The 26,299-nt window shown below is 68.2% G+C and carries 18 protein-coding genes and 1 tRNA gene; 5 read left to right on the top strand and 14 right to left on the bottom strand.

The genetic code is table 11. The features are described 5' to 3' along the window. Window positions 1–14: 14 nt before the first annotated feature. From ACZ4UU_RS09790 to ACZ4UU_RS09780, 3 genes are all read right to left on the bottom strand, one after another. The gene (locus ACZ4UU_RS09790; RefSeq protein WP_468038183.1) at window positions 15–776 is read right to left on the bottom strand and encodes a glycosyltransferase family 2 protein; all 762 of its coding nucleotides are present in this window, start codon (window positions 774–776) and stop codon (window positions 15–17) included. A gap of 8 nt (window positions 777–784) precedes the next feature. Next, window positions 785–1,408: a UTRA domain-containing protein gene (locus tag ACZ4UU_RS09785; RefSeq protein WP_468038181.1), complete on the bottom strand. Its 624-nt coding sequence runs from the start codon at window positions 1,406–1,408 to the stop codon at window positions 785–787. A gap of 285 nt (window positions 1,409–1,693) precedes the next feature. Then, on the bottom strand, window positions 1,694–5,770 hold the full coding sequence (locus ACZ4UU_RS09780) for an nSTAND1 domain-containing NTPase (protein ID WP_468038179.1): 4,077 nt from the start codon (window positions 5,768–5,770) through the stop codon (window positions 1,694–1,696). Between the two features lie 1,137 nt (window positions 5,771–6,907). Between ACZ4UU_RS09780 and ACZ4UU_RS09775 the strand changes: the two genes are divergently transcribed. After that, a complete protein-coding gene (locus ACZ4UU_RS09775) occupies window positions 6,908–7,828 on the top strand; it encodes a hypothetical protein (RefSeq protein ID WP_468038177.1) in 921 nt (306 codons plus the stop codon). Between the two features lie 736 nt (window positions 7,829–8,564). Here ACZ4UU_RS09775 and ACZ4UU_RS09770 read toward each other — a convergent pair. From ACZ4UU_RS09770 to ACZ4UU_RS09760, 3 genes are all read right to left on the bottom strand, one after another. After that, window positions 8,565–8,638: transfer RNA gene (locus tag ACZ4UU_RS09770), tRNA-Pro, on the bottom strand. A 33-nt stretch (window positions 8,639–8,671) separates the two neighbouring features. Then, the gene (locus ACZ4UU_RS09765) at window positions 8,672–9,481 is read right to left on the bottom strand and encodes a Pr6Pr family membrane protein (RefSeq protein WP_468038175.1); all 810 of its coding nucleotides are present in this window, start codon (window positions 9,479–9,481) and stop codon (window positions 8,672–8,674) included. Window positions 9,482–9,668: 187 nt separating this feature from the next. After that, window positions 9,669–10,595, bottom strand: a complete 927-nt coding sequence (locus ACZ4UU_RS09760) for a metallophosphoesterase (RefSeq protein WP_468038173.1) — start codon at window positions 10,593–10,595, stop codon at window positions 9,669–9,671. Window positions 10,596–10,710: 115 nt separating this feature from the next. Here ACZ4UU_RS09760 and ACZ4UU_RS09755 point away from each other — a divergent pair, with 115 nt between their 5' ends. Beyond that, a complete protein-coding gene (locus ACZ4UU_RS09755) occupies window positions 10,711–11,175 on the top strand; it encodes a GatB/YqeY domain-containing protein (protein WP_383449422.1) in 465 nt (154 codons plus the stop codon). 123 nt (window positions 11,176–11,298) lie between these two features. Here the strand turns inward: ACZ4UU_RS09755 and ACZ4UU_RS09750 are convergent, their stop codons facing one another. Next, window positions 11,299–13,599 carry a transglycosylase domain-containing protein gene (locus tag ACZ4UU_RS09750; RefSeq protein ID WP_468038171.1) on the bottom strand — a complete coding sequence of 767 codons (2,301 nt, stop codon included), beginning with the start codon at window positions 13,597–13,599 and terminating at the stop codon, window positions 11,299–11,301. 504 nt (window positions 13,600–14,103) lie between these two features. On the opposite strand from ACZ4UU_RS09750, the gene wblA reads away from it, so the two are divergent. Then, window positions 14,104–14,442 carry a transcriptional regulator WblA gene (gene wblA, locus ACZ4UU_RS09745; protein ID WP_062697668.1) on the top strand — a complete coding sequence of 113 codons (339 nt, stop codon included), beginning with the start codon at window positions 14,104–14,106 and terminating at the stop codon, window positions 14,440–14,442. A gap of 81 nt (window positions 14,443–14,523) precedes the next feature. Here the strand turns inward: wblA and bagB are convergent, their stop codons facing one another. From bagB to ACZ4UU_RS09710, 7 genes are all read right to left on the bottom strand, one after another. Further along, window positions 14,524–15,921 (bottom strand): ATPase BagB, encoded by a 1,398-nt coding sequence (gene bagB, locus ACZ4UU_RS09740; RefSeq protein WP_468038168.1) that lies wholly within the window; start codon window positions 15,919–15,921, stop codon window positions 14,524–14,526. Window positions 15,922–15,973: 52 nt separating this feature from the next. Then, a complete protein-coding gene (gene bagA, locus ACZ4UU_RS09735) occupies window positions 15,974–16,951 on the bottom strand; it encodes an ATPase BagA (RefSeq protein WP_468038166.1) in 978 nt (325 codons plus the stop codon). 398 nt (window positions 16,952–17,349) lie between these two features. Further along, entirely contained in the window at window positions 17,350–17,526 is a 177-nt protein-coding gene (locus ACZ4UU_RS09730) for a hypothetical protein (RefSeq protein WP_468038164.1), read from the bottom strand. Window positions 17,527–17,648: 122 nt separating this feature from the next. Further along, window positions 17,649–18,890 carry a helix-turn-helix domain-containing protein gene (locus ACZ4UU_RS09725; protein WP_468038162.1) on the bottom strand — a complete coding sequence of 414 codons (1,242 nt, stop codon included), beginning with the start codon at window positions 18,888–18,890 and terminating at the stop codon, window positions 17,649–17,651. 2,039 nt (window positions 18,891–20,929) lie between these two features. Further along, on the bottom strand, window positions 20,930–21,673 hold the full coding sequence (locus tag ACZ4UU_RS09720) for a hypothetical protein (RefSeq protein WP_468038160.1): 744 nt from the start codon (window positions 21,671–21,673) through the stop codon (window positions 20,930–20,932). A 517-nt stretch (window positions 21,674–22,190) separates the two neighbouring features. After that, a complete protein-coding gene (locus ACZ4UU_RS09715) occupies window positions 22,191–22,604 on the bottom strand; it encodes a hypothetical protein (protein WP_468038158.1) in 414 nt (137 codons plus the stop codon). A gap of 1,294 nt (window positions 22,605–23,898) precedes the next feature. After that, complete coding sequence (locus tag ACZ4UU_RS09710) at window positions 23,899–25,587, bottom strand: recombinase family protein (RefSeq protein ID WP_468038156.1); 1,689 nt, start codon at window positions 25,585–25,587, stop codon at window positions 23,899–23,901. On the opposite strand from ACZ4UU_RS09710, the gene ACZ4UU_RS09705 reads away from it, so the two are divergent. Next, window positions 25,586–25,762, top strand: coding sequence for a DUF4177 domain-containing protein (locus ACZ4UU_RS09705; RefSeq protein WP_359401980.1), 177 nt, complete (start codon window positions 25,586–25,588; stop codon window positions 25,760–25,762). The genes ACZ4UU_RS09710 and ACZ4UU_RS09705 overlap by 2 nt on opposite strands. Then, window positions 25,759–26,226, top strand: coding sequence for a RidA family protein (locus ACZ4UU_RS09700; RefSeq protein ID WP_468038154.1), 468 nt, complete (start codon window positions 25,759–25,761; stop codon window positions 26,224–26,226). Before ACZ4UU_RS09705 ends, ACZ4UU_RS09700 begins: the two co-directional genes overlap by 4 nt. Window positions 26,227–26,299 lie beyond the last annotated feature (73 nt).

Below are 26,299 nucleotides of genomic sequence, written 5' to 3'. Positions count from 1 at the left end.
TCCTTGAGGCGCCCTCAGCGAGTGGCGGGCGGCCACCGCCACCCGAAGGACGCCAGCGCCCGGGCCCGCGCCGCCACCACGGCCATCCGGGCCCGCCGCTCCGCCGGGTCCACGTGGGCCGGCTGGCCGGTCATCTGACCGTCCCACTTGCGGTAGAGCAGCCCTGCCTCCGCCGAGAACCAGCCCCGGCTCACCGAACCCAGCGCGAGCAGCAGGCCGGTGTCCTCGGAGGCGGGCAGGGCCATCCAGCCGCCGAGGGCGAGCAGCAGTTCGCGGCGTACGCACAGGGTCGCCGGGTGGACCGGGGCGCGGAAGTCGTTCGCCGTCCAGAAGTCCAGTACGGCGCCCGGTTCGATCGGCCCGTCGGCCGGGTCACCCGGGAAGCCGGCCGTCGAGCCGTCCGGCAGGAGGTCCAGGACCCGGGAGGTCGTCCAGCCGATGTCGGGGTCGGCCTCCAGGACCGCGAGGTCGCGGGCGAGGGCGCCCGGGGTGAGCTGGTCGTCGGCGTCCAGGATCTTCGCGTACTCACCCTCGGTGTGCGCGAGCGCGATGGTGCGCGCCACGCCGGGACCCCCGGGACGGCCCTGTCGGAAGGTCACCCGCGTGTCGTCGGGGACGTAGGGGCGGACCGCGTCCGTCTGTCCGTCCTCCTGGATCACCCACTGCCACTCCCAGCCGGCCGGCAACTGCTGTTCGCACAGCGACTTGTGGGCATCGGGCAGGAACACCGCCGACGGGCCGTGGACAGCGGTGACGACGGTGATGCGCCGGGTCAAGGCCGCGCTCACCACCTTTCCAGGGATGTGGTGAAGAGCAGCTCGGCGCGGTCGCCGGGCAGCGTGACCTCGGAGAGGTCCACGACGCGTTCGGTGATGTCGTACGACGTCTTGCGCAGCAGGATCACCGACGTCCCCGGCGGCAGGTCCAGCTCCCGGGCCTCGCGCGGCGTCGGCGGGCGCGCGGTGACCCGTTCCTCGACGCGGCCCACCTCGATGCCGACCGTGTAGAGCTGGTTCTGGGTGCCGCCCGGCCAGGGCTCGTTGGCGTCGTCCAGCAGGTCGGGGTTGGCGGCGATCATCTCGCGCACCAGGTAGGACGTCACCAGGCTGAACGGGGCGCTCTCGGTGGCGCACCGGGTCCGGTAGGTGCGCTCCAGCAGGGGGATCCCCTCCGGTACGCCGAAGGCGGCCGCGAGTCGCGGGGGCGCGGCGACCTCGCGGTAGCACGCGTGGAAGACGAGGTCCCCCACCCGAAGGCCGCAATCGCGTTCCGTGGCGCCGGTCGCGGCCCGCGTGGTGAGGGGGCGGCGGGCCCGGTCCTTCTCCCACTGGTGGCGGTGGTTGTCGCGGAGCAGCGCACTGCGGGGGCCTCGCAGGTCGTCCGTGATCACTTCGTACGCCTTCGGCACTGGCGGTCACCGGCTTGTTGTCCGGGGTCGGACAGGATCAGCGTACGACTGTTCACGACCCCTCACGACTCCTGCCCGGAGGCATGAGAAGGCCCGACCGCTGGCGACGGGGGATGCACCAGCGATCGGGCTGCGCCCACAGTAACAAGGCTGCCTGCCTCACGGGAGCCGCCTGATCCGCTGTGAGGAGGGGTTGTGATCGGGATCACGGAAACCGCTGTCCGGCGAGCCCCTGTCGTGTCACAGCGTTCCGACCCTGTCACGGACCGTGCGGAGCTGGTCCCGCTATCCCGCGCACGGCGGTTCGTACGACAACCGGGGCAGGTACTCGTGCCACTTCTCCCGGGTCAGTACGCCCTCCGTCGTCCCGCAGACGCGGCGGACCGCCTGGTCGACGTCCAGGTTCCACAGCCGGACGGTGTCCGTGCCGCTGGAGACGCCGAGCATGTGGCTCGTGGGGCTGAACGACAGGAAGTTGCCCGTCTTGGCGTTGGGGCTCATCGCCTGGCCGATGGGCGAGGCGTCGGACGGGTCGGCGACGTTCCACAGCCGGACCGTGTTGTCGTTGCCGCCGCTGGCCAGATAGCGACCGCCCTTGCTGAACGTCAGCGAGACGACCGCCTCGGTGTGGCCGCTGAGCGGGTCGCCGTGCCGGGCCGCCGCGCTCGGGTCGGTGACATCCCACAGTCGTACGTCGTCGTCGTCGCTGCCGCTGGCCAGCGTATGGCCGTCCGGGCTGTAGGCGAGCGCGTTGACCGGCCCGGTGTGACCGGTGAGCGGGCTGCCGAGCAGCGTGGGACGGCGGGGGTCGGTCACCTTCCACAGCCGGATCGTGGCGTCCGCGCTGCCACTGGCGAGGGTGCGGCCGTCCGGGCTGAAGGCGAGCGAGTTGATGTAGCCGCCGTGCCCGGTGACGGGCGGGCCGAGCGGTACGACATGGGCGGGGTCACTGACGTCCCACAGCCGGATGGTGCGCTCGTCGTAGGCCGTGGCCAGCGTGCGGCCGTCCGGGCTGTACGCCAGCGCGTCGGGCCCCATGAAGCGGGTGCGCAGCGTGATCGGGGAGCCGTAGGAGACCGGGTGGGCCGGGTCGGCGACGTTCCACAGGCGCACGCTCTGCTGGCCCGTCGTCACCGCGAGCGTCCTGCCGTCGGGCGAGAACACCTGGGAGCGTTGGCCGGTGTCCCCGGGCAGGAACGGCTTGCTCAGCGCCACCGGCCGGGCGGGATGCCGTACGTCCCACAGCCGGATCCGTCCGTCGCGCGCGGCCGTGGCGAGCACCTTGCCGTCCGGGCGGAACGCCCCGTTGCCGCCGATCATGTCCGACGTCGGGATCGACCACAGCCGCACCTTGCTGTCGCCGCTGCCGGTGGCGAGGGTACGGCCGTCGGGGCTGAACCCGAGCGCGTACATCTCGCCGCTGGCACCCGCGAGGGGCTCGCCGACCTGCGAGGGGTACGAACGGTCGCTGACGTTCCACAGGCTCGCGGTGCTGTCGGCGCTGGCGGCGGCCAGCATGGTGCCGGCGGGGTTGAAGGCCACCGACCAGATCGGGCCGGTGTGCCCGGTGAGCGGGGCGCCGAGCTGGCTGCCGCGGCGCGGGTCGGTCACGTCCCACAGCCGGATCGTGTCGTCCGCGCCGCCGCTGGCGAGGGTGCGGCCGTCCGGGCTGAACGCGACGGAGTGCACCAGGGCGGTGTGCCCGGTCAGCGTGGAAAGCGCCTGCGGCCGACCCGGTTCGGACACGTCCCAGAGCCGGATCTTCTTGTCGTCGCCCCCGGCCGCCAGTGTGTCGCCGTCCGGGCTGAACGCCACGGACCGCACGGCGGCGCCGGCTCCGGTCAGCGTGGCGAGCGCCCCCGGCCGCCGCGGATCGGACACGTCCCACAGGCGTACTGTGCGGTCCTCGCTGACGGAGGCGAGGGTGCGGCCGTCCGGGCTGAACGCGACCAGGTAGATCGTGCCGCCGTGCTTGGTCAGCGGCGTGGCGAGAGGACGCGGCCGGCTCGGGTCCCGCACGTCCCACAGCCGTACCGTGCCGTCGTCCGAGGCACTGGCGAGGGTGTCGCCGTCCGGGCTGAAGACGGCGCTGCTCACCCAGCTCTCATGCCCGGTCAGCGGCTTGCCCAGAGGCTTGGGGCGCTCCGGGTCGGACACGTCCCACAGCCGTACGGTCCGGTCGTAGCTGGCGGTGGCCAGGAGCTTGCCGTCCGGGCTGAACGTGGTCAGGTAGACGGCGCCGGTGTGGCCGAGCAGGGGTGTGGCCAGCGGCGCGTTCACGATCGAGATCAGCCGGCTGGTGGCGTCCTCGTCGTCCGGGCGCAGCCGGTGGGCGACCAGGTCGAGCTGGGCGGACAGCGACGGGTCGGTGTACTGGAACCGGTCGGCCTCGGCGAGGACCTGCGCGAACATGGCGTCGTCCCGCTGCTGCCAGGCGACCACCGCCGCACCCACGGCCAGCATCGCCAGCGCGACCAGCGCGGCGACCGCGCTCCGCATGATCCACACCGTGCGCCGGCGCAGCCGGACCGAGGCGGCCAGGAACTCCACCGCGCTCCGGGTCAGGAAGGTGTCTCCCGCGGACCGTGCCCAGCCGTGGGCCTGCTCCAGCCGGGACCCCCGGTACAGCAGCGACGAGTCACGGTTCGAGCCCTCCCAGGCCCGGCCGTCCTCCTCCAGCCGCTGGCGCAGCAGGTTGTCCTGCCGGTCCTCGTCGATCCAGTCCCGCAGCCGGGGCCAGGCGTGCAGCAGCGCCTCGTGCGTGATCTCCACGGTCTCCGCGTCCAGCGTCACCAGCCGGGCCCGCACCAGCGCTTCGAGGGACTCCTCCGTCTTGCCTGGATCCGTCGACTCCGCCGCAAGCTGCCGCCGCGTCCCGCGCCGCCGGGTCGCCTGGGTGTCCTCGCCGAGCCGGACCAGCCTCAGCAGCAGCAGCCGCGCAGCGGTCCGGGCCGCCGGGTCGAGGCCGGACCAGGCACGCTCGGCGGTGGCGGCGACGGCGCCCTGGATCCCGCCGGCCGCGCGATACCCGGCCAGCGTCAGCCGCCCGGCCTTGCGCCGCTGCCAGGTGGCGAGCAGCGCGTGCGACAGCAGCGGCAGCACCCCCGCGTCATGTGTCCCGCGTGGCCCGTCCGCCGTCACCTCCCGCACGATCAGCTCCGCCAGTCCGGGCTCCAGCTCCAGCCCCACCGCCTTCGCCGGCCCGGTCACCGCCTCGCGCAGCTCCGGCGTGGTCAGCGGGCCGAGCACCATGTGCCGGTGCTGCAAGGCGTCGGCCAGCTCGGCGTGGGCCAGGCACTGCTCGTAGAAGTCGGCGCGGATGCCGAGGACGACGAGGACGGGCGGGAGGTCTCCGGGCTGGGCGGGGGTGCAGGCGGCGTGCAGGAGCTGGATGAAGGTACGGCGGTCGGCTTCGTCGGCGCAGAGGGTGAAGGTCTCCTCGAACTGGTCGACGATCAGGACCGGAGGGGTGGTCGGAGCCGCGGACGGGGACGCCTCGCGCCGGGCCCAGGCGAGGACGGCGGCGCGGGTGGCGTCCGCGAGGCCCGTGGCGGGGGCGTCGACGCGGGTCTCGTACGCCCCGTCGAGGCCGCCAGGCCCCGCCGGGCTGCTCGCGCCGTCCGGCTCCTGCGACGTCTCCGACACTCTCGACCCGGAGGTGGAGACGACCTTCGCGAGCTCCGGCACGCGGCGCGTCAGCTCGCCGAGCGGATCGGCGCCCGGCACCAGCTGCACCACCGGGCCGACCGGGCCGCCGTTCTCCCTGCCCAGCACGCCGTTCCGCAGGGCGGGCACCAGACCGGCGTTCAGCAGGGAGGACTTCCCTGCGCCCGAGGCGCCGACGAGCATCACGAGGCCGCCGGTCTTCTCCACGGCACGCAGCTGGGCGACCAGGGCGTCGGTGCTCCGCTCCCGGCCGAAGAACCAGCGGGCGTCCTCCTGCCGGTACGAGGCCAGCCCCCGATACGGACACACCCCGCCGGCCACGGCAGGGGCCTCGACCGCCGGAGTCTGCTCCTCCTCTTCCCCGGACGTCGCCCGCTCCCACAGGCGCTGCCACTGGCCCAGCTCGTACAGTCCGGCGGAGACAGGCGTGGGCCGCGCCCGCCGGGCCTGCGGGATCAGGACGTGCAGGACGGCCGACAACGCGGCGAACTGCGCGGGCACGTTCTTGGCCCGACGCCAGTCACTGATCCGCTGCGCGGACACCCGTACGGGCCGCCCCCGCTCGTCCACCCGCTGAAGCCGGACGACCGCCTCGGCCACGCTCTTGAGGGGAGGGTTACCGGCCTCCTTGTAGAGCAGCGCAAGCCGTTCCGCGAAGGCTGTGCGCGCCGCCGAGTCGGAACTCAAGGCCTCCACTCCTCACTCCGCCACACCTGGACATCCGGACCGGAAAACTCACTTTATACGGCTGACCTGCGGTAAGAGTGGCCTCCGGAGACCGGATGCTCCTCGCGCGCACCCTTCGACTGGCAGGATCACGACGGCAGTGCGCACCTCCCGCGCGTCACTCAGGCAGGCCACCAGCCCAGAGCCCGGAGAGACCACTCATGGCGCCGCATGTTCTCGGACACCTTCCGAAGGATCACCTTCCGCAACCGTCACCCGCACCCGGCGCCGCCCCCGTCCTGCTCGATCCGCGCTGACCCGTCCGCACGGACGGTACGGATCGACACCTCGCCGCCGTCCGGCACCGGTCCCCACGAGGGGAGGGACCGGTGCCGGACGACGCGGTAAGCCCGGCCCAGACGCCCGGACGCCGGGCAGTGATGCCGCGAGGTGTTCCCACGCCGTGTGCACCTCGCTGCCGACGATTCCGAACTGCGTGATCAGCCCGACGCGGCGCCCGTCCGCGTCGGGCTGATCACGACCGCCGCGAACACCCTCCCGCCGACGGTCCGGTCGGTGACGTGCACCCGGCCGGCGCACGCCTGCAGGGCGCCCGGGGCGAACACCGCGACGCCGATCGGCAGCCCGATGGAGCAGAGGTGGTCGAGTACCGCGGCAGGACGCCGGGCTCGATCGGCCGGTGCCCACCCCGGCGCCGGCCGAACGCACCGCGCCGCGCGGCCGTACCGTCCGCCAGCGCCGCGTCGAACTGGGCGAGCTGATGCCCGTACTCCCACTCCGCCACCCGGGCGCCGCGGACGGGCCGGCGCCCCCGACCCCGCGTCGACCGAGCTGGCGAGCCCGACCAGCAGCCGGACCGGCCCCCCCTCGGACAACAGCCGACCCTTGCGCGCGGTCCGGCTCTCCGGTGCCCGCCTGGACGTGTTGGAAGACCGACTGCACGCGCGCAAGTGCGGGGCGCCCGCAGGGCGGGAGCGGGCCCCCTTTTACGCACCTTTTTCTCCTCCGTCAAGTCCCGAGTCTTCGGAGCATGACCCTGCTCCGAAACTCCGGCTTCATTGAAGTGCGGGCCTCACCGGAAACACCGCAAAGAGACCGAGGCCCCGGGCGTGAGAAAAGCGCCTTTCGATTCACGAGGAGAAAACCATGAACCGCATTACCCGCAAGCGTGACGGCGTCGTCGGCAAGCGAGCGCTGGGCCTGGCAACCCTGACCGCATCCGCCGTAGTGATCGGCGGCGCCGTAATCCTGCCGGCCGGCGCGGCATCGGCGACCACAATGCCCGACTCGGGCGTGACCAAGACCCTGGAGCAAAAGGGCAAGGACAAGCACAAGGGGAAGGGGAAGAAGGACAAGAAGAAGGACAAGAAGAAGTACTGCTGGGACAAGAAGTACTACAAGGACCACTTCAAGGAGGACAAGGACGAGAAGTACTCGTGCTGGTGGAAGGAGATCAAGTTCTACTGGGACGACGACCACGACTGCTTCTACGCGATGAAGGACGGCCACCCCCGTTACTTCGTCCAGAGCCACAACAAGGCCAACTTCTTCGTCCAGAACAACATCAACATCAACATCATCAATATCAACATCAACAACAACAACCAGTTCAAGGACGAGAAGAAGGCCGAGGAGCTGGAGGAGAAGGACGAGGACAAGAAGGACGAGAAGGAGGAGGAGAACAAGGACGAGAACAAGGACGAGAACGAGAACAAGGACGAGGAGAACAAGGAGGACGAGAACAAGGAGGACGAGAACAAGGACGAGGAGGAGCCGGCGGAGGAGGCCCCGGCTGAGGAGGAGCCCGCGGACGAGGCTCCCGCGGAGGAGGAGCCGGCTGACGAGGCCCCGGCGGAGGAAGCCCCCGCCGAGGACGAGCCTGCCGACGAAGCCCCCGTGGAGGAGGAGCCCGCGGAGGAAGCCCCGGTCGAGGAAGCCCCGGTCGAGGAGGCCCCGGTCGAGGAAGCCCCGGCTGACGAGGCCCCGGCTGACGACGCTCCGGTGGACGAAGCCCCGGTCGAGGACGCCCCGGCCGTGGACGCCCCGGTCGCCGAGGGCGCGGTGTGATCCATCCTCTCCCTGGCGATGGGGTGAAGGCCTTCCAGGACCTTCACCCCATCGCCGTTTTCGGCCCTCGATACGGCTCCCACAACGGCGCGTGGCACCCGGCCGAGCCGTCGTCGAAAGGCCACGAGGTCGGCGAAGGGCGCGCCGGGTGTGCGCTTCGGACGGGCCCTTGGGGGGAACTCGTCGACCCGAACGGCGTACGAGTGATCAGGCAAGACCCATGTCCGCCGGCCACTGCGGGACCTTCGCCGATCAAGGGTGCGATCGAGGTACGCATCTCCTCGGGGCTGATCGGCTCGAAGGCCACGTCCCACCCGGGCGCACGGACGGCGGTGAGGATGTTGTCCGCGAAGGTCTGGCGGTCCTCCTCCGCGCCTACCGGAGAGCTAGGACATCGCCCAGGAGTGCGGCATCACGGCAAGGCGGCACAAGCAAGGTCGTCGACCGCATCGAGGCGGCCGGGTATCGCCGGCGTCGCCCTCATCCGAAAGCCCGGGGCTCCGCGGTTGTCGAGCTGACCCCTGGTGGACCGGACTTGCTGAGCAGAGCCGTCGTGACCTTCGAAACGGAGCTGCGAAGACAGATCGGCTCGGCGGCCTCCGGCCAGTCCCTGGCGCAGTTCGCGCTCGGGAGCCGGATTCCGGGCGGCTCCCAAATAGCACCCGGAATGGCCCCCGGAACCACTCAGGGGCCCGACCCGCTAAGCGGATCAGGCCCCTGACCTGGTACTTCACTGTCGGGGTGGCGGGATTTGAACCCACGACCTCTTCGTCCCGAACGAAGCGCGCTGCCAAGCTGCGCTACACCCCGATGTCACTGCTTGTCGCGGCGACGACGTTTACTTTAGCCCACCGGTGGCTGGAGACGAAATCCGGTTTTCGCGCGGTGGCGCAGGCGGTGGCGGAGTGGGTTGGGGCGGGCGTGGTCGAGGGCCACGAGGACGATGGCCAGGGCGTAGCTGGCGAGGCCGATGAGGAGGGCGTTCGCCAGGATGCTGCGGTAGCCGTGCTGGGCCACGTCGAGGAAGGGGTAGAGGTAGCGGGCCGGCGTGCCGGGCAGGAGGAGCTCGCCCCGGACCAGGGTGAACGCCAGGTAGGTGAGGGGGTAGAGCATCCAGGTGGCTGTCGGGCGGAGGCGCAGTCGGCCGGGGGCCGTCAGGAGCAGCCAGTCCAGCAGGGCCGCGATGGGCGTCGCCGTGTGCAGGACCTGGGTGGTGATCGCGTGCCAGCCCGTCGGGTCGGCGGCCTCGCTCGTGAGGACGCCGGGCAGCGTGTAGGGGCTCGCCTCGTTGGCCAGGAGCACGTGGTAGGTGAGGCCCGTGACGATGACGTAGAGCAGAGCGGCGCCCGTGAGTGAGGACGGGAGGGGCCGGCGGGCGGTCCAGGCGCGGCGGGCGGAGAGGGTGAGGACCGCGGCCAGCAGGATGTTGCTCTGGATCGCGAAGTGACTCAAGGTGCGCAGAGGGCTGCCGAGGGCCAGTTCGAGTGACACCGCCGCCGCCGCGGTCAGGGCGACCAGCAGGCGGTACGTGGCGGCCAGGGGGCGGCGTACCGGAGGCACCACCGCCGTGGCGGGGACGTGGGAGGGCAGCAGCGCGGGGATGCCCGGTATCGCGGGGAGGTCCGGGATGTCCCTGGGTATCGGGGCGGTCATGCCCTCACGCTAAGCAGCGTGGGCGAAACGGGCGATATGGGTGGTCCGTGCGGGTTAGAGGGAGGGGGGCGTGATCAGGACCACGTCATGGCCGAATGGCCGTGCCGTCCCCCTGATCGCGTCCCCCTGGCCATGAGCGCGTCGCCGCGCGGCGTTAGCGGCCCCGGTCCCTCTGTTTCCTCTGTTCCTACTCCCGCCCCACCAGCGTCAGCAACGTAGCCTCCGGCGGACACGCGAACCGGAACGGCGTGTAGCGGTTCGTGCCGCAGCCTGCCGAGACATGCAAGTAGGACGTACGGCCTTCCGCCGTGTGCGTGGACAGGCCCTTCACTCGGTCCGCGTCCAGGTCGCAGTTGGTGACCAGGGCGCCGTAGAAGGGGATGCAGAGCTGGCCGCCGTGGGTGTGGCCGGCCAGGATCAGGGGGTAGTCGTCGGCCGTGTACGCGTCCAGGACGCGCAGGTACGGCGCGTGCACCACGCCCATCGCGAAGTCCGCGGCGCCGGACGGGCCGCCCGCCACCTGCTGGTAGCGGTCCCTCTTGATGTGCGGGTCGTCCAGGCCGGTGAGCTCCACGGACACGCCCTCGACCTTGAGCGTCCCCCGCGTGTTCGTCAGATTCAGCCAGCCCGCCGCGTCGAAACCGTCCCGCAGGTCCTCCCACGGGTTGTGGATCGCGCCGACCGCAGGCGGGTTGCCGTTCAGGCCGTGGCGGCCCTGGGTCTTCTCCAGCAGATAGCGGGCGGGGTTGCGCAGCTTCGGGCCGTAGTAGTCGTTCGAGCCGAAGACGTACGCGCCCGGGAACTCCATCAACGGGCCCAGCGCGTCCAGCACCTCCGGCACGCCCTCCGGGTCGGACAGGTTGTCGCCGGTGTTGATCACGAAGTCCGGGCGCAGGCCGGCCAGCGAGCGCAGCCAGCGCTGCTTCTTGCGCTGGCCGCCGACCATGTGGATGTCGGAGACCTGGAGCACACGCAGCGGGCGCATCCCCGTGGGCAGGGCGGGGATCGTCACCCGTCGCAGGCGGAAGGAACGGGCCTCGAAACCCGCCGAGTACAGCAGACCGGCGGCGCCAACCGCCGTGATTCCCAGGGGTACTCCGTATCGCGCACGCATACGACCATCGTGTCAGACCGGGGGAGGGCCACGTACCGGGCAGCCTCGGCGCACTCCCCGCACCCCCCTTGAAATCAACGGGCGTTCCGCCCCCCACACCTGCGACAATCACCCCATGACCACGCTCAAGTCGAAGCTTCAGGAAGACCTCAACGCCGCGATCAAGGAGCGCGACGAGCTCCGCTCCTCGACGCTCCGGCTGACGCTCGCCGCGATCACCAAGGAGGAGGTCGCGGGCAAGGAGAAGCGCGAGCTCTCCGACGACGAGGTGCAGAAGGTGATCACCCGCGAGGCGAAGAAGCGCCGTGAGGCGGCCGAGGCGTTCGCGCAGGGTGGTCGTGCCGAGCAGGCCGAGCGGGAGAAGGCGGAGGGCGAGGTCCTCGCCACGTACCTGCCGAAGCAGCTCAGCGACGACGAGCTGAACGACATCGTCGCCCAGGCCGTCGAGGAGGCCAGGGCGGCCGGCGCCGAGGGCCCGCGGGCCATGGGCGCCGTCATGAAGATCGTGAACCCGAAGGTCGCCGGGCTCGCCGAGGGCGGCCGGGTAGCCGCGGCCGTCAAGAAGCTGCTGGCGGGCTGACGCTCAGGCAGCGGGACCAGCGGCCCCGTCGGAAACGGCCCCTGGCGCCTCGTACGTACGAGGCGCCAGGGGCCGTTCTCCGTGTCACGCCGGCCTTCAGGCCGGGCGGGCCGGGCCGCCGCCTCAGCCGCGCCCCCCGTTGCCGTTCCCGTTCGACTGGCCCTGCCACCAGCCCTCGGGGATCGAGAAGGTGGGCGTCGGGAACGTACCGCCGTCCGTGCCGCCGTCGGCGCCGCCGTTGTTGCCACCGTCTCCGCCGCCGATCAGACCGCCGATGAGGCCGCCGCCGTCGCCGTTGTTCCCGTCGTCGTTGCCGTTGTCGTCGCCGTCGTCGTCACCCCGGCCCTTGTCCTCGTCGTCCGGGATGTGCACGCGCTTGAAGTTCTCGACGGGCTTGCCATCCAGAGCGCCGATCATGGCGTCGCGCCAGATCGGGCCGGGGACGCGGCCGCCGTAGACCAGGTCGTTGTACACGCCGCCGATGTAGATGTTGCGCATCTTGACCTTCTGGGTGGCGCTGCCGACCCAGACGGCGCCCGAGAGGTTCGGCGTGTAGCCGACGAACCAGGCGTTGCGGCGCTCGTCCGTCGTACCCGTCTTGCCGGCGCTGTCGCGGTCGGTGAGACCGGCCTCCTTGCCGGTACCGGAGTCGACCACGCCCTGGAGGAGGTTGTTGATGGTGTCCGCGGTCTGCTCGGACATCGCGCGCGAGCAGGTCGACTTCGGGACCTCCAGGGACTTCTGCTGGCCGCCGACCTTCTGCGAGATCGACTCGATGGCGATCGGCGTGCAGTACATGCCCCGGGAGGCGAAGGCGGCGTACGCGCTCGCCATCGTCAGCGGGGAGAGGCCGATGGAGCCGAGGGCGATGGCGGGCTTCTCCGGGAGCTTGTCGCCGTTGCCCTGGCGGACCTGGAGCTTGTCGGTGACGTTGACCACCGGGCAGAGGCCGATGTCGGCGATCATCTGCACGAAGTAGGTGTTGACCGACAGCTCCATCGCCTTCTTCAGGCGGTAGGGGCCGCGCTCCGACTCGCTCTCGTTCTCCAGCTTCTCGTTGTTGATGTTGGTCCACGGCGTGCTGTCACACGTCTGCACCGGGCTCGGGTACGGCATCTCGAACGGCGACGAGTACTCCTGCGTCGGCGGCCGGCCCTCCTCCAGCGCGGCCGCCGCGACCAACGGCTTGAACGTCGAACCGGTCGGGAAGCCGAAGTTCGAGCCGCCGTACGCCTTGTCGACGGAGTAGTTGAGCTCGGTCTCGTTCTTGCCGAAGCCGTACGGCTTCGACTGGCCCATGCCGAGGATCTTGCCGGTGCCGGGCTCGACCAGGGTGGTCGCGGCGGCGACCTTGTCGTCCTGGTAGACGTGTTCCTTGAGCGAGGCCTGGACCGATTCCTGGGCCTGCGGGTCGAGGGTGGTCGTGATGGTCAGGCCGCCCTGGTTCCAGATCTTGGCGCGGGCCTCGCGGTTCTTGCCGAAGACCGGGTCGCTGAGGAAGACCTTCTCGACGTACTGGCAGAAGAAACTGGCGCCCTTGACCGCCGTGATGCAGCCGTTCTTGGGCTTGCTGACCTTCAGCCCCAGCGGCGTCTCCTTGGCCTTGTCGGCCTCCGCCTGGGAGACGTCGCCGAGGTCGGCCATGCGCTGGAGGACGATGTTGCGCCGCTTGGTGGCCTCGGCCTCGTCGTTGACCGGGTCGTAGCGGCTGGGCGACTGGACGATGCCCGCGAGCAGCGCGGCTTCCTGGAGCTTGAGGTCCTTGGCGGACTTGGAGAAGTAGCGCTGGGCGGCGGCCTCGACGCCGTACGCCTGCTGGCCGAAGAACGTGATGTTCAGGTAGTTCTCGAGGATCTTCTTCTTGCCGAGCTCCTCCTCGACCTGGATCGCGTACTTCAGCTCCTTGATCTTGCGGCCGAGGGTCTGCTGGGTGGCCTGCTGGACCTTCGTCGCGTCGTCGCCGGCCTCCTCGACGAAGACGTTCTTCACGTACTGCTGCGTCAGCGTCGACGCGCCCTCGCTGACCCCGCCGCTCTGGGCGTTGCGGTTGAGGGCGCGCAGGATGCCCTTCAGGTCGACCGCGCCGTGCTGGTAGAAGCGGGCGTCCTCGATCGCGACGATCGCCTTCTGCATGTACGGCGAGATGTCCTTGAGGTCGACCACCGTGCGGTCGCGTGAGTAGACCGTGGCGAGCGTGCCGCCCTTGGCGTCGAGGATCGTGGTGCGCTGGCTCAGCGGTGGCGTCTTGAGGTTGGCCGGTAGCTCGTCGAAACTCTCGACCGAACCCTTGGCCGCGAGTCCCAGCGCGCCTACGGCGGGCAGTGCGATACCGGCCAGCACGGCTCCCGCGAGCACACTGACACCGAGGAACTTGGCGGCCTGCTGCGTTGGCGACAGACCACCGCCGGAGCGCTTCTTTGGCATGGAGGCAGCCTAAACCGTAGAGATGAGCGAACCGAGGGCCGACCGTGCGGGAGCCGCGAAGGGCACGGCGGGCCGAGGTGAGCCATGGCACGGCAAAGTCAGCCGCTTACCTTCCCATTTTCCGGACAGGCGTGCAGGCCTTGGCCTAAGCTGCTCTCAACTGTCACAGCAGTGCGGCCACGTATCAATACGTCCGGCGACCCCGAATCGTTGCGGAGGTTCCCCACTTTTTTGGTGGGCGCGTGTCCGAATCCGCCTTGTGTGTCATCCGGCGTCCGTTGTGACTCAACAGAACTGTCCCGGTTTGCCGGGAAGGTCACGTATGTCGCCAGCTCACTCCCCCGGGTGATCTGCCGCTTACGCATAGTCCGTTCGGGCCATTCAAGATTGGGCCCGAAGGGGGTGTTGCGCTGTGCCCACCTTCCGTAACGTCCTCAACTGGCGGCGGTGAATATGCCGCTGCCGCCGTGGGGGAGCCTCGATTCGGGAGAGGACGGCGCCGGTATGGGCTGGGTAGTCGACTGGAGTGCGCAGGCGGCCTGCCGCACTACCGATCCGGATGAACTGTTCGTTCAGGGAGCAGCGCAGAACAGGGCCAAGGCGGTGTGCACCGGCTGCCCGGTGCGCACGGAGTGCCTGGCGGACGCGTTGGACAACCGCGTCGAGTTCGGCGTGTGGGGAGGAATGACGGAGCGCGAGCGCCGCGCACTGCTGCGCAGGCGGCCCACCGTGACCTCCTGGCGCCGGCTGTTGGAGACGGCGCGTACGGAGTACGAGCGGGGGGCAGGCATCCTGCCGCTCGATGACGACGAGGTGTACGAGAACTATGCGGCGGTGAGCTGAGGGCCCGGGACTCCGGGGACTCCCGGGCCTCCTCGGGCGAGGCCCGCGCGGGACTCACTCGGACTCGGACCCGCTCGGACCTCAGGCGTCGACCGCGGCGCCAGGCAGCTCCGGCCGATGGGCCGCGAGCCGGTTGCCGATGTCCCGCAGTCCCGCGAGGTCATGCACATCGCCGGGCAGCGCGGCCACTTCGGCGACGGCCACCTCGGGGTGCAGCGCGGTGAAGCGGTCGCGTGTGCGCTGCTCGCGGGAGAGCAGCCGCATGCGCTCGGCGTGCAGCCTCAGCAGGCCTGCGGTGAGTTGGTCGACGGACCGCTCCACATGCGGGGTGGCGGGGTGCGGTTCGTCCGTGGCCGCGGTGCGCTCGGGGTCCGTGGCGGCGGGGGAGCCTGCGTCGGGAGCCGGTGCCTCGGAAGCGGCCGGTTCTGAACTGTCGTACGTGTCGGGGGAGTTACGAAGTCCAGCTTTCCCGCCCTCCTGATCCACAATGCGGGGCTCTTCAAGATTTTCCGCGGCGGCGAGCGCCCGCTCGGCCGACAGCCGGTCGGCGCCGCTGCCGTGGACCCGGTTGAGCACCAGACCCGCCAGCGGCATGTCCTCGGCGGCCAGCCGCTCCACGAAGTACGCGGCCTCCCGCAGCGCGTCCCGCTCCGGTGCCGCCACCACCAGGAACGCCGTCCCGGGCGCCTGGAGCAGCTTGTACGTCGCGTCCGCGCGCGTGCGGAAGCCGCCGAACATCGAGTCCATGGCGGCCACGAAGGTCTGTACGTCCTTCAGCAACTGCCCGCCGAGCAGCTTGCCGAGCGCGCCCGTCATCATCGACATGCCGACGTTCAGGAACTTCATCCCCGCGCGCCCGCCGACCTTCGCCGGGGCCAGCAGGACGCGGATCAGCTTGCCGTCCAGGAACGAGCCGAGCCGCTTGGGCGCGTCCAGGAAGTCCAGTGCCGAGCGGGACGGGGGCGTGTCGACGACGATCAGGTCCCACTCGTCCTTGGCCCGCAGCTGACCCAGCTTCTCCATCGCCATGTACTCCTGCGTGCCCGCGAAGCCCGCCGAGAGCGACTGGTAGAAGGGGTTGCCCAGGATGGCGGCCGCCCGCTCGCCGTCCGCGTGCGCCTCGACGATCTCGTCGAAGGTGCGCTTCATGTCGAGCATCATCGCGTGCAGCTCGCCGTCGCCCTCCACGCCCTTCACCCGGCGCGGGGTGTTGTCCAGCGAGTCGATGCCCATCGACTGGGCGAGCCGGCGCGCCGGGTCGATGGTGAGCACGACCACCTTGCGGCCCCGCTCGGCCGCCCGCAGCCCCAGCGCCGCCGCGGTCGTCGTCTTGCCGACGCCGCCAGAGCCGCAGCACACCACGATGCGGGTCTTCGGGTCGTCGAGCAGCGGGTCGAGGTCGAGGACGCGCGCGGGGGAGAGGTGCGGGGCGTGGTGGCGGGTCGCGACCTGCGCCTGGGCCGGTTCCGGACGACTCATGACATCCCCTGCTTCCGACGTACCGCGTACGGCTCCCGACTTGTGAACGGACTCATGTGAGGCCCTGTTCCCGCAGCTCGCCCGCGAGTTCGTACAGGCCTGCCAGGTCCATGCCCTCGGCGAGCAGCGGCAGTTCGTGCGCCGACAGCCCCAACTCCGCCAGGACCGCCCGCTGCTCGTGCTCCAGCGTGTACCGCTCGGTGTACTCGTCGGCCTGGGTCAGCAGCGGGTCCACCAGCCGCTCGGCGTTCCCGCCGCGCCGCGCCCCGCCGAGCCCGGCCGAGGACAGTGACTTGGCGACGGCGGCGCGCGGCACACTGCGTACGAGTTCCAGATCGGCGGCGTCCAACACCTCGGGCCGCACCATGTTCACGATGATCCGCCCCACCGGCAGTCGCGCCGACCGCAGCTCGGCGATCCCGTCCACGGTCTCCTGGACGGGCATCTCCTCCAGCAGCGTCACCAGGTGCACGGCCGTCTCGGACGACTTCAGCACCCGCATCACGGCCTGCGCCTGATTGTGTATCGGCCCGATCCTGGCGAGCCCGGCGACCTCGTCGTTCACGTTGAGGAAGCGGGTGATGCGTCCGGTGGGCGGCGCGTCCATGACGACGTAGTCGTAGACGAACCGGCCTGCCTTGTCCTTCCTGCGTACGGCCTCACAGGCTTTGCCGGTGAGGAGCACGTCACGCAGGCCCGGCGCGATGGTGGTGGCGAAGTCGATGGCGCCGAGCTTCTTCAGGGCCCGGCCCGCACCGCCCATCTTGTAGAACATCTGGAGGTAGTCCAGAAGGGCCAGTTCCGGGTCGATGGCGAGGGCGTACACCTCCCCGCCCCCTGGAGCGACGGCGATCTTCCGCTCCTCATAAGGCAGCGCCTCTGTCTCGAAGAGCTGCGCGATGCCCTGCCTGCCCTCGACCTCGACGAGAAGCGTCCGCTTCCCCTCCGTCGCGAGGGCGAGCGCGAGCGCGGCGGCGACCGTGGTCTTTCCGGTCCCGCCCTTGCCGCTGACGACCTGGAGCCTGCTCACGTCTTCGAGCCTAACCAGTCGCGGCGCGAGTCACGCGGCAGCCTGTGGATAACTTGGACGTGGTCGGCCGCATGGCCCCCTGCGGGCAACGGATAAAGTCGGCCACATGACCAAGTGGGAATACGCAAACCTTACGCCACGAACGATGGCAAGACTAGTCGGCCGTCTGACCAGCGGATGCGGACAGCACGAAGCCCCCGTCCGGCGCCACGGGGACGGGGGCAGTCTCGGGGCAGGCTACGAAGCGCTCGGCCTACGGTGACAGGGACAGCCGCACCGACGCAGCAGCAGGATGCCGTAAGAGTGGGGAAGGGGCACGTCCCTCGTACGCCTGCACGCGCTGTGAAGCCCTTGGTAGCCAGGCTTGCCAGCCAAGGCGCACTCAGCGCTTCTCTCGCTCACAGGATTTCGCCCCTGCTGCGCGCATTGGCCTCAGAGACCCGCTCGCGCAGCGACGTAAGGTCGGCGCCCTCAGCGGTCGGGTCGGCGGTGTCTTTGAAGACCAACAGCTTTCCATCTTCGCCGAAGCGCTCCATTGCCTCCGACAGCTGTGCTCTCGCGCTGCTTGCGCACATGATCGTCCGCCCCTCGTCGCTGATCGGTAAGGGGACCGTACGAGCGACGCCAGCGCCAATCCACGTGCGCAGAGCGGTAGTTGGACAGCGCCGCGCGACGAACTAACACGCTCCGCAGTAGTTCACCCAGCTACCCCAAGGTGTGTCGCCATGCTCCGCATTTCCTCGGTCAGCGTGCGCTTGCGAGTCTTCAGAATGTCCACCATTACGCGCCGTGCCATGGGCTGATGAGTCAGCCATACATCGGCCGTCTCGCGCAGGTTCACTAGTTCGTCCATCGCATCCTGATGAGAGCCGAGCAGCGTGTGAGCGCGGGCAACGTCCAGCCGATGACGGCCGTAATTGTTCGTGCTGAGCCGACCCAAGTTCTTCACGGCCTTTGCGCTGAGTGGTCCGTCGTCGGCACGCCGGAGAACACCGCGCGCATCGCCGATAAGGGCAAGATCCTCGACTGCCTTTGCCTCAGCGGTCACAGGGCCGAATGCCGACCAATGAGTCGGGAAGTCGGTGTGTTCCCTCTCAAGGGCGCCACCGGCTGTTCCTGCCATTCGCCGGGCATGTTTGGCCACGTCCGGCCGATTGTTCCGCCGAGCAGCAGCAGCAACGCGGAGCCAGAGTTCACCCCAGACAGCCAATTGCGCCGGAGTGGCCTCAGACATGCGTGGCTCAACCTCCGTCGCTGTCTGCGCTGCGAGAATCTCCGACTCGTCGAATCGGTCCTGCCTCAGCAGCAACCAGCACAAGCCCACAACTCCCGTTGCCGCCAACTGAGTTTGGCCAGTCTCGCGGGCAAGCCGGATTGCCTCAGCGAGAGCGAGGTACGCCATGTCGTATTGGCGAACCTGAGTGAGGTACTTGCCCGCCAACAGCAGCGCATGAGCCCGCGCAACCATGGCGTACTGCTGCTCTTCGCCCTCAAGGATGCCTACGGCCGCTTCAGCTGAGCGCAGCAAGCCGGGCAACTTCCGGGCGACAGACGTATACCGATCTGCCTGATACAGCGCGTGAGCGTCAGCTACGCCCTGGCGGACGGCCGATGGCTCCGCAGCCTCAGAGGGCGCCGCAAGAGGCGCAGAGAGGCCAACAGGGGGCATCAGGGCACGGCGTAGCTCTGCAAGGTGGCGCCGGTTGGCTTCGTCCTGCTGGCCTAGTACCGGCTCAGGCGACTCGCTGGCGAACAGGGCGGAAGTCTCAACCCCCAGCGCACGGGCCAGCGCAGCAAGGGTGTCCATGCTGACGTGTCCGCCCTGCTCGACCTTCCGGACGGTGCTCAGCGAGAGGTCTGATTCCTCGGCCAACCGCTCTTGGCTCCAACCTCGTTGGCGCCGGTACTTGCGGACGTTCTCTGCCAACCCTGCGGACATCGACACCACCTCGCTGTCCAGCGTACGGCGTCCCCGTACCTGAGCAACGCCGATAGGTCAAGCGGGAGTTACTGGCGCCGGAAGGCTTGGCGTCTGTGCAGGTGACTGCAAACATACGTCCGAGGAAACATGCAGGTCAGCGCACCTGGCACCCCGAGCCGGCGAAGACCTTGGATTTTCACCCGCCAACAGACGCGAAATGCGCCCCTCCTGATCCCTTTGTGGGGAACAAGAGGGGCGCATTCGTGTGCGCATTTGGCGCGCATTCGTTCATGGACGTGAATGCGCGCTAGATACGCACCATCGGTTCACCCGGCGCGTATGTGTAGCTCCAGCCGCTCAATGGGTCGCGAAGCACTTCGCCACCCTCGGCGTACCCGGCGAAGCGCAACGGGGCCTCTCCGCCTGCTGATTGCCGCTGTAGGACGCCAGCAAGGATGGACTCAGCCTCGGGGCTAACACGGCCATGAGGGACGCTTAGAAGCCCACTCAGGGCACGCAGCGCGTAAGGCGGCAACTCCCCGTCGGTGCAGTGCGCTTCGAGCCAGGCCAGCGCGGCGAGCATAGGTTGGCTAGTCATGCATGTCCTCTCCGGGGCGGAACGGCTTGTCAGACAGTCCGCGTTTGGCTGCGCGGATTTCGGAATCCGATGCCCATTCGCTGTTTCGGCATGGGCCGCAGCTAACCGTTTCGGCATTCGAGTACCAGCCATGGGCGCCACCATCGGGTTGTGGGCAGGGGGTACGAGCCTCAAGGCCGCAGAAATTGCATATACGCATCGGCCAGCCAACACGGCGAGCCTCCTCGTTGTATGCCCGCTGGTCTTCGATATGCAGCAGGCCACGACCTGTATATGGGCTATCGATGTCCAATGGTCCTCACTTTGCGTAGCGATTTTTGCGGCTCAGGGACTCTTTGAACCGGGCGCACCTCTGACCGCCCTCCCCCGCGTGTAGCTCCCCGTGGTCACCGGGTTCCCGCCCCTGGGGGAGGGGGTGCGTTGATCACGCTGCGTGATATCACTCGCGGTCATTCCAACCGCCCGGTTGCTCTCGCGCTGTGATCCGTGAATGGCACGACTTGCAAAGGCTCAGCAGGTTGGCAGGGTCGTGGCCTTTCGGTCCCAACGGGCCTAGCCCATCAATGTGATGAACCTCAGTAGCCAGCGGCGCAGACAATTGCGGATGCGCCTTGCTGTTCTCACACCACTGCGAAGCCTTGAGCTTTCGCTTCCGTGTGGTCGCCCACTGCTTATCCGTGTACCCAGCGCTTGACCGTGCGTGTTTCTTGCCAGTGGTCCCGTTCAACCCCTTGTGCTCATCGCAGCGCCCGCCGCCGTATACCAGGGTGGGGCACTGTTTCCACGTGCATGGCGTCCATGACTTTCGCCTAGCGCGCTGCTGTGGTGCCTTGCGCGGTCCTGGGAGCGCTTCTAGGGCGGCCGTAGGCGCTGCTGTAGGCGCTCCGGGAATCACGCCGCGCCAGTCATTATCAGCGGGAACGACTAGGCCGTTAGCCAGCCACCCGGGGGCGTTCTCGTCGGGTATATCAATGTCGTCGCCAGCCACATACTCCACGCCCTGATACAGCAGGCGCCGCATGGCCGCGACCCGTACTCTCATCCGGCGGACAAATCGACATGGCCTGGCGTCAACACCAAGCCTGACACTCCGTCAGAATCCGTATCGACGTGTACCGTCCCATCGGGTTGCGTCCAGTGTGCCGACTCGACTCTCGTGTACCACACTGAGCCGGGCAGCATAGTGAAGGCGCGCGCATAGGGCTCGTCGGGCGGATAGGTAGCGGGCACACGGACATTCACCGCTGCCTCTGTCGAGTTAGTGAGCCGCAGCATGTCACCGGGCTGAGAAACCCATGCGGCGCCATCAGCGGCGAGAATGACAGCGGGGATGGACGGTTCTAGGGCGGCCTTGCCGACCGCGATTACAGGCAAAAGCAAGCGGGCCATAAGGGGTAACTCCTGGTGGTTGAAAAGGCGGGGCGGGCCACCACTGCTGTGATGACCCGCCGAATGTGTGTTAGCCCTGCTTGCGCTTCAGTTGAGCCCTCAGCGCTTCAATCTCACGGTCCTTGGCGGCCGAATCGTTGTTCCAGGCGATGGCACGCTTAGCGAACTGCGAATCCATCGTGCCGGGCAGGCGAGACGAAATATGCTGCAGGGCGGCCTTGATTTTGCCGTAAGCCGACGGGGCAGCCAATAGGCGCTTAGCAGCCTCATCATTTGGATTGGCGCGAAGGTACGCCCCCAGAGCAGTAGCGCGCACCAGCTTCGCGTCCCCGCCATTCGCGGCACACACGGTCTCCAGCCAGTCGCTCATGGCCAGCTTCGCCACAATTCCGCCAGCGGCCACCATCTTGGCGACAGCCTCCCCAAGGGTGCGCTCTCCATTCAGGAACAGCTTTGCATCCTCACGGGCTACGAGCGCTTCCTGCGGAGCCAGCGACTTTCGGATGGCCATTTCCTGCTCAGCCATGTAGATCAGCTCGGCCGTGCCGATATCAGTCGTCCACTCGCTGTATCGCTTAGCCGCCTCGGCCAAAATGGCGTTCGCGCGCTCCCTGCGGCTAGGCGGGAACTCGCTCACCCGGGCCAGCGCGGCCTGAGCGTCCAGGACGGCCTGAATCATGGAATTCGCCAGCGCGGGCGCCCCAGCGGTTTCGAGCCCGGCACTGTACTTCACAACAGCATCGCGGGCGACCAGCAGGACCGGATCTACGTCCTTGGCGTCCTTGGCGAGATCTTCGGAACGGTAGGTGGGCATTCAATTTCTCCTCTGCGAATTCAACCTACTCACGGTGAGTAGGTTGGTTACGGTCTGAGCCGGCTCAGACCTGCCGGATTACGTGCGGACCGCGCGGATCCCAGGTACTGACGAGTCGCCACACTTCGCGCTGGGTTATCTCGGCAGCCACTTCGTAGGGCAGATTGTCCGGGGCTGTGAACGCCTCAACAATCTCCGCGTAAACACGGTCGCGAAGCGCGGGATCGGCAAGTTGGACGGCCGTGTAGTCAGCGGCGTGCATCTTGGCGGCCGTGACGCGAATAACGATGTTCTGCCACTGGCCTGCGGGACTGCGGCGCCTACCCATTACGCGCGGCCTTACGATCGGTCTGGGCCGTTATCAGCGCGGCCAGTGCGGACGTGAGCTCAGCAACGGTGCTGCACACGTCCAAATCCACGCTGGAGCCATCGTCTGCAATATCGGCCAAGTCGGTGATTAGCTTGGCCACGGCTCCAGCGGGGGTAAGGCGCGCCCCGGGCATTGCGGCAGGCGTGTTCATTCGGTCTCCTCAGCGGGTCGGGGCGCGCTTTCCGGTCGCTCCCATACGTCGATTTGGTGCCCGGAGTGCCGCACATAATCGCGCTGATCTCCGGCAGCCTGAAGCTGCGAAATGATCTTCAGCAGGAACGGTCGGCGCTTATAGGCTGCAACGGCGGCGTTGGCGAAATGCTGTACCGGAGCCTTACGGCGAATCAGGCCGTCAAGCGCCTTATGGCAGCGGACGCACATCGGCTGATAGCCCCGCACATCGAGCGAGTACGGTCCCTTACCGGGCTCGCACCGCTCATCCGCTGAACTATGCGTGTAGGCCCAATGGGTGGCCTTGATCCCACACCACGTGCACACATACAGCGAAGCGGGCCCGAAACGGCGCCTCACCGCGTTGTGGGCGTTCTTGTATTCGGCCATGAGTCTCCTTGTCGCGGATAACAAAAAAAAGGCCTCCGGGGCTGGGAGACTCTGCACAGCGCCGCGACACGCTGTTTAGAGACTCGACCAGCACCCGGAGGCCCTTGTCGTTGCACGCGCGTTAGGGCAATGCCCATCCCTGCGTGCGAGGGAGACTGAGTGAGCGGGGAAAGCGTCGCCCATGGCTTCGCTGTCGCGGTCCCGCTGTGAGGCACCGAAGTGCGCTCGCCTATCAGTAAGCGAGTCGGTTACCAAGCGGAGTGCGCGGCAGCCGAAAACGCCTACGTAAAGGAGAGAGTGAGTCGGTGGCACTCCGCCCTCGCTGCCGGAGGCCCGCTGAACGCGAAGTGCCTCGAACGCGTGGCACGCCAGAACGGCCAGAAAGGTCCCTTAGAGCCTCTCAGGGGCCGTCTCCGGGCCAGGACACCAGAGCGCCCCCAAAGGCTGCCAGAGGGGCGCTGAGAGCTTCTGAGGGGTACAGCGGGCGGAGCGGGCGTCAGCAGGCGGAGCGGCACAGCGGGAAGGGCCGGAGCGCAGTGTGTAAAAGTGCAGAACTCGGCTTACACCTCGGTATCGGCCCTATATGCGGGGGTTGGATACAAGAATGTTGTGTGAAACTTACATCTCTACATTATTGCTGGTCAGAGGCTTGTGTTTTTCGGCGACTGTGTAAAACCGCCTCTCCTGCTGTAGCGCGCCTGCTGTGACCAACGACACAATCGGGCAATGGGGCGTGATCAAGGCCACATATGACATGCAGTCAGCAAGTCCTGACACTGCATCAGATGTGCGCAACCCACTCACGTGAGCATGTAGGAGTAATACGTATAACGAGAACGCACAGCAAAGGGGCCGCCCCGGGTTTCCCCAGGACGACCCTCGTGATCCGCTGCTGGCTACCGCGACAATGCCGCCACGTCGCCCTGGAGGGCACCTACCACAGCTTCCCATCGCCGTATCCGATCCCGCGTACGTATCGTGCGGTCCCCGGCCCGTACAGCGGCATAGAGCGCGTCGAGAATGGCGCACAGCTCCGATATCTCATCAGCGCGGCACTTCGCCGCCTCATCGCTGGCCCACTGGTCCGCCTCTTGCGCGCGGTGGCGTTCGGCCGCCTGCCGCTGTGCTCGTGCTGCCGTGACAGTCGCGTGAACGCTCTGCTCGTGCTGGAGGTACATTGATCCTGCCTTCTGTGATGAGAAGGACAGCGCTCCGGTACTTCCGCCAAGATGTGGCCGGAGCGCTGCCATGATTCCTGCGGTGCTTCCCGCAGTGGCTTAGTTAGGTGGGGCGCCTACACCCACTCGATGGTCACTCGCCCATCAATAACGGCACCCGCCTTGTTTCCCCGGCTCTTCTCGCTGGGCAGTGCCTTCCGCACAACAATGCGCTTGACGAACAGCGCGACGAATTCACGGCGCTGGGCGAGGCTGGTCGACTCCCACCAGGAACCGGGGCCCATCGGGTCGCCGTTGTCGGACTCGGTCCACGCGAGGATCGGAAGATCCAGCGAACCAGCCTGGCCGAGCTCCTCAAGTCGTCGGTCTGCGGCGCCTACGCGGGATTGCTGAGTCTTGATGTCTTCCTGCCAGCGAGCACGGCCGATTTCATCGCCCCGGTACAAGTCGGCGTCGTCGTAGAGCTGCCGCAGGGCAAGCAACGCATCAGCGCGGTCATGCAGCACCGTTTGCCGCTCCTGCGCTGTCTCGGGCGTCTCGTTTACCTCGGCGTAGTGAGCAGCCACGCGAACGAGGATTTCCCGCGATTCCGCATCCCACTCCGCAGCAGAGATCAGCCCGAAAATCCGGCGGACCACGTAGTCATCAAGAGCCGTGCGGCTGATGTAGCTCCGCCCTTCATGGTCGCCGGGCTTGTTCGGGTCTACCGGCTTTCCCGCTGGGCGATTGCAGAAGTAGCTAGGGCGCGCTGCATTGTTCGCGCTCTTAGAACATCCGCATGCGCAGACGAGGATTCCTTGGGACGACAGCAGCGCCGTAGTCCTGTGTGCGTTCATTCGGACCGTCCGCGCGTCCAGCCAGTCTTGCAGGGCGTACCAATCAGCATCGCTAAGGATCGGGTCCCATACGCGCGCTGGCTTGCCCTCAGCGTCACGGCGGACACGGTGACCGGTTACGCGCCCGTTAGCGTCGTAGACCGCCTCAGCGTCGAAACCAGCAAGGTGCGGGTGCCGAAGCATCCGGATCAGCGTCTTGGGGTGCCATGCACTACCCGCTGTCTTTTTGCCGCGCGATGCGCCCAACGTGGCCACACCCTCCGCGTTCAGCGTCGCGCACATCGAGTGAACGGAGTCTTTACCGGCGATCAGAGCCTTAACGATGCGCTGGATAACTGCTGCCTCATCGGGCTGCGTTACGAGCGTCTGAATGGCTACAGGCTTGCCGCTGTCCGCAGCTCGGGTCTCTTGCTTCAGTCGACGGCCGTAAGGCGCCTTACCACCCACGTAACCACCCAGGGAGCGAGCCAGCGCAGCAGTGTCGCGGACGGCCGTGCTCTTGTTCTTGGACTCCTGATAGGCGGCATCGAGCCTGAAAATCAGGTGGATCAAGTCCATCACTTCGCCGGGACGGAACACGCCTTCAGCGACAGAGACGAGCGTTACCCCCAGCGACATGAGCTCATTGACGATCGGGATAGCGTCACGCGGTTCGAGCCGGGAAAGGCGGCTGATGTTGTAGATGATGAGGACGTTGATCCGGCCCATGCGGCAATCCCGCAGCAGGCGTTCGAAATCGGGGCGCTCGGTCCCGCTGTACGCGGAGATACCGACGTCCTCATAGTGGCCACACCAGACAGCCTCACGACCCTGGCGCGCAGCCTCAGCGGCGAACGTGTCGAACCGGGCGGAGTTGGCTTCGCGCTGGGCTGTCGGGCTTGCTTCGCTGCCGTTGAGCCGTCCGTAGGACTGCCGCCCGTATCCTGCGCAGTGCAAGTTCATACCGCTCACCACCTGGGGTGTCATCATGGCTGATTCTCGCCATCGTTCTTGGGAATACGCAACCGTGCCGCTGCTCGTCCACGCCACGAAGCAGATTCTGGACACCTGGGGCGAGGACGGCTGGGAGCTCGTCCAGGTCGTGCCCGGGCCGAACAACCCCGAGCAGCTCGTGGCCTACCTGAAGCGGGAGAAGCAGGCGTGAGCGCGGTCGAGGCGAAACTCGTCGAGCTGGGCCTGACGCTTCCGGAGGTCGTCCCTCCGCTGGCCGCGTACCAGCCGGCCGTCCAGTCGGGGGTGTACGTGTACACCGCCGGGCAGCTGCCGATGGTGGAGGGCAAGCTTCCGGTCATCGGCAAGGTCGGCGCCGAGGTCACCGCCGAGGAGGCCAAGGACCTCGCCCGTATCTGTGCCCTCAACGCTCTCGCCGCCGTGAAGTCGGTGGCCGGCGATCTGGACCGCATCGCGCGCGTGGTGAAGGTCGTGGGCTTCGTGGCGTCGGCCTCCGACTTCACGGGGCAGCCGGGTGTCATCAACGGCGCCAGCGAGCTCCTTGCTGAGGTCCTCGGCGACAAGGGCGTGCACGCGCGCAGCGCGGTGGGCGTCGCCGTGCTGCCGTTGGACGCGCCGGTGGAGGTCGAGGTTCAGGTGGAGCTGACGGGGGCGTAGGCCTTCGGCGGTGCGGTCGTCGGGTGCCGGTCGCCGGGTGTCGGACGTGGTGTCCGCTCGTGGTGACCGGTCG

Source organism: Streptomyces sp. NPDC028907 (assembly GCF_055564995.1).
Note: the sequence above shows the minus strand (reverse complement) of the source record. Positions and strands in the feature narration are given on the sequence as shown.

Coding starts and splice junctions, on each gene's coding strand:
- ACZ4UU_RS09775 (WP_468038177.1), top strand. CDS start 6,908: ATGAACCGCATTACCCGCAAGCGTGACGGCGTCGTCGGCAAGCGAGCG.
- ACZ4UU_RS09765 (WP_468038175.1), bottom strand. CDS start 9,481: ATGACCGCCCCGATACCCAGGGACATCCCGGACCTCCCCGCGATACCG.
- ACZ4UU_RS09760 (WP_468038173.1), bottom strand. CDS start 10,595: ATGCGTGCGCGATACGGAGTACCCCTGGGAATCACGGCGGTTGGCGCC.
- ACZ4UU_RS09755 (WP_383449422.1), top strand. CDS start 10,711: ATGACCACGCTCAAGTCGAAGCTTCAGGAAGACCTCAACGCCGCGATC.
- ACZ4UU_RS09750 (WP_468038171.1), bottom strand. CDS start 13,599: ATGCCAAAGAAGCGCTCCGGCGGTGGTCTGTCGCCAACGCAGCAGGCC.
- wblA (WP_062697668.1), top strand. CDS start 14,104: ATGGGCTGGGTAGTCGACTGGAGTGCGCAGGCGGCCTGCCGCACTACC.
- bagB (WP_468038168.1), bottom strand. CDS start 15,921: ATGAGTCGTCCGGAACCGGCCCAGGCGCAGGTCGCGACCCGCCACCAC.
- ACZ4UU_RS09730 (WP_468038164.1), bottom strand. CDS start 17,526: ATGTGCGCAAGCAGCGCGAGAGCACAGCTGTCGGAGGCAATGGAGCGC.
- ACZ4UU_RS09725 (WP_468038162.1), bottom strand. CDS start 18,890: ATGTCCGCAGGGTTGGCAGAGAACGTCCGCAAGTACCGGCGCCAACGA.
- ACZ4UU_RS09720 (WP_468038160.1), bottom strand. CDS start 21,673: ATGCCCACCTACCGTTCCGAAGATCTCGCCAAGGACGCCAAGGACGTA.
- ACZ4UU_RS09715 (WP_468038158.1), bottom strand. CDS start 22,604: ATGGCCGAATACAAGAACGCCCACAACGCGGTGAGGCGCCGTTTCGGG.
- ACZ4UU_RS09705 (WP_359401980.1), top strand. CDS start 25,586: ATGGCTGATTCTCGCCATCGTTCTTGGGAATACGCAACCGTGCCGCTG.
- ACZ4UU_RS09710 (WP_468038156.1), bottom strand. CDS start 25,587: ATGATGACACCCCAGGTGGTGAGCGGTATGAACTTGCACTGCGCAGGA.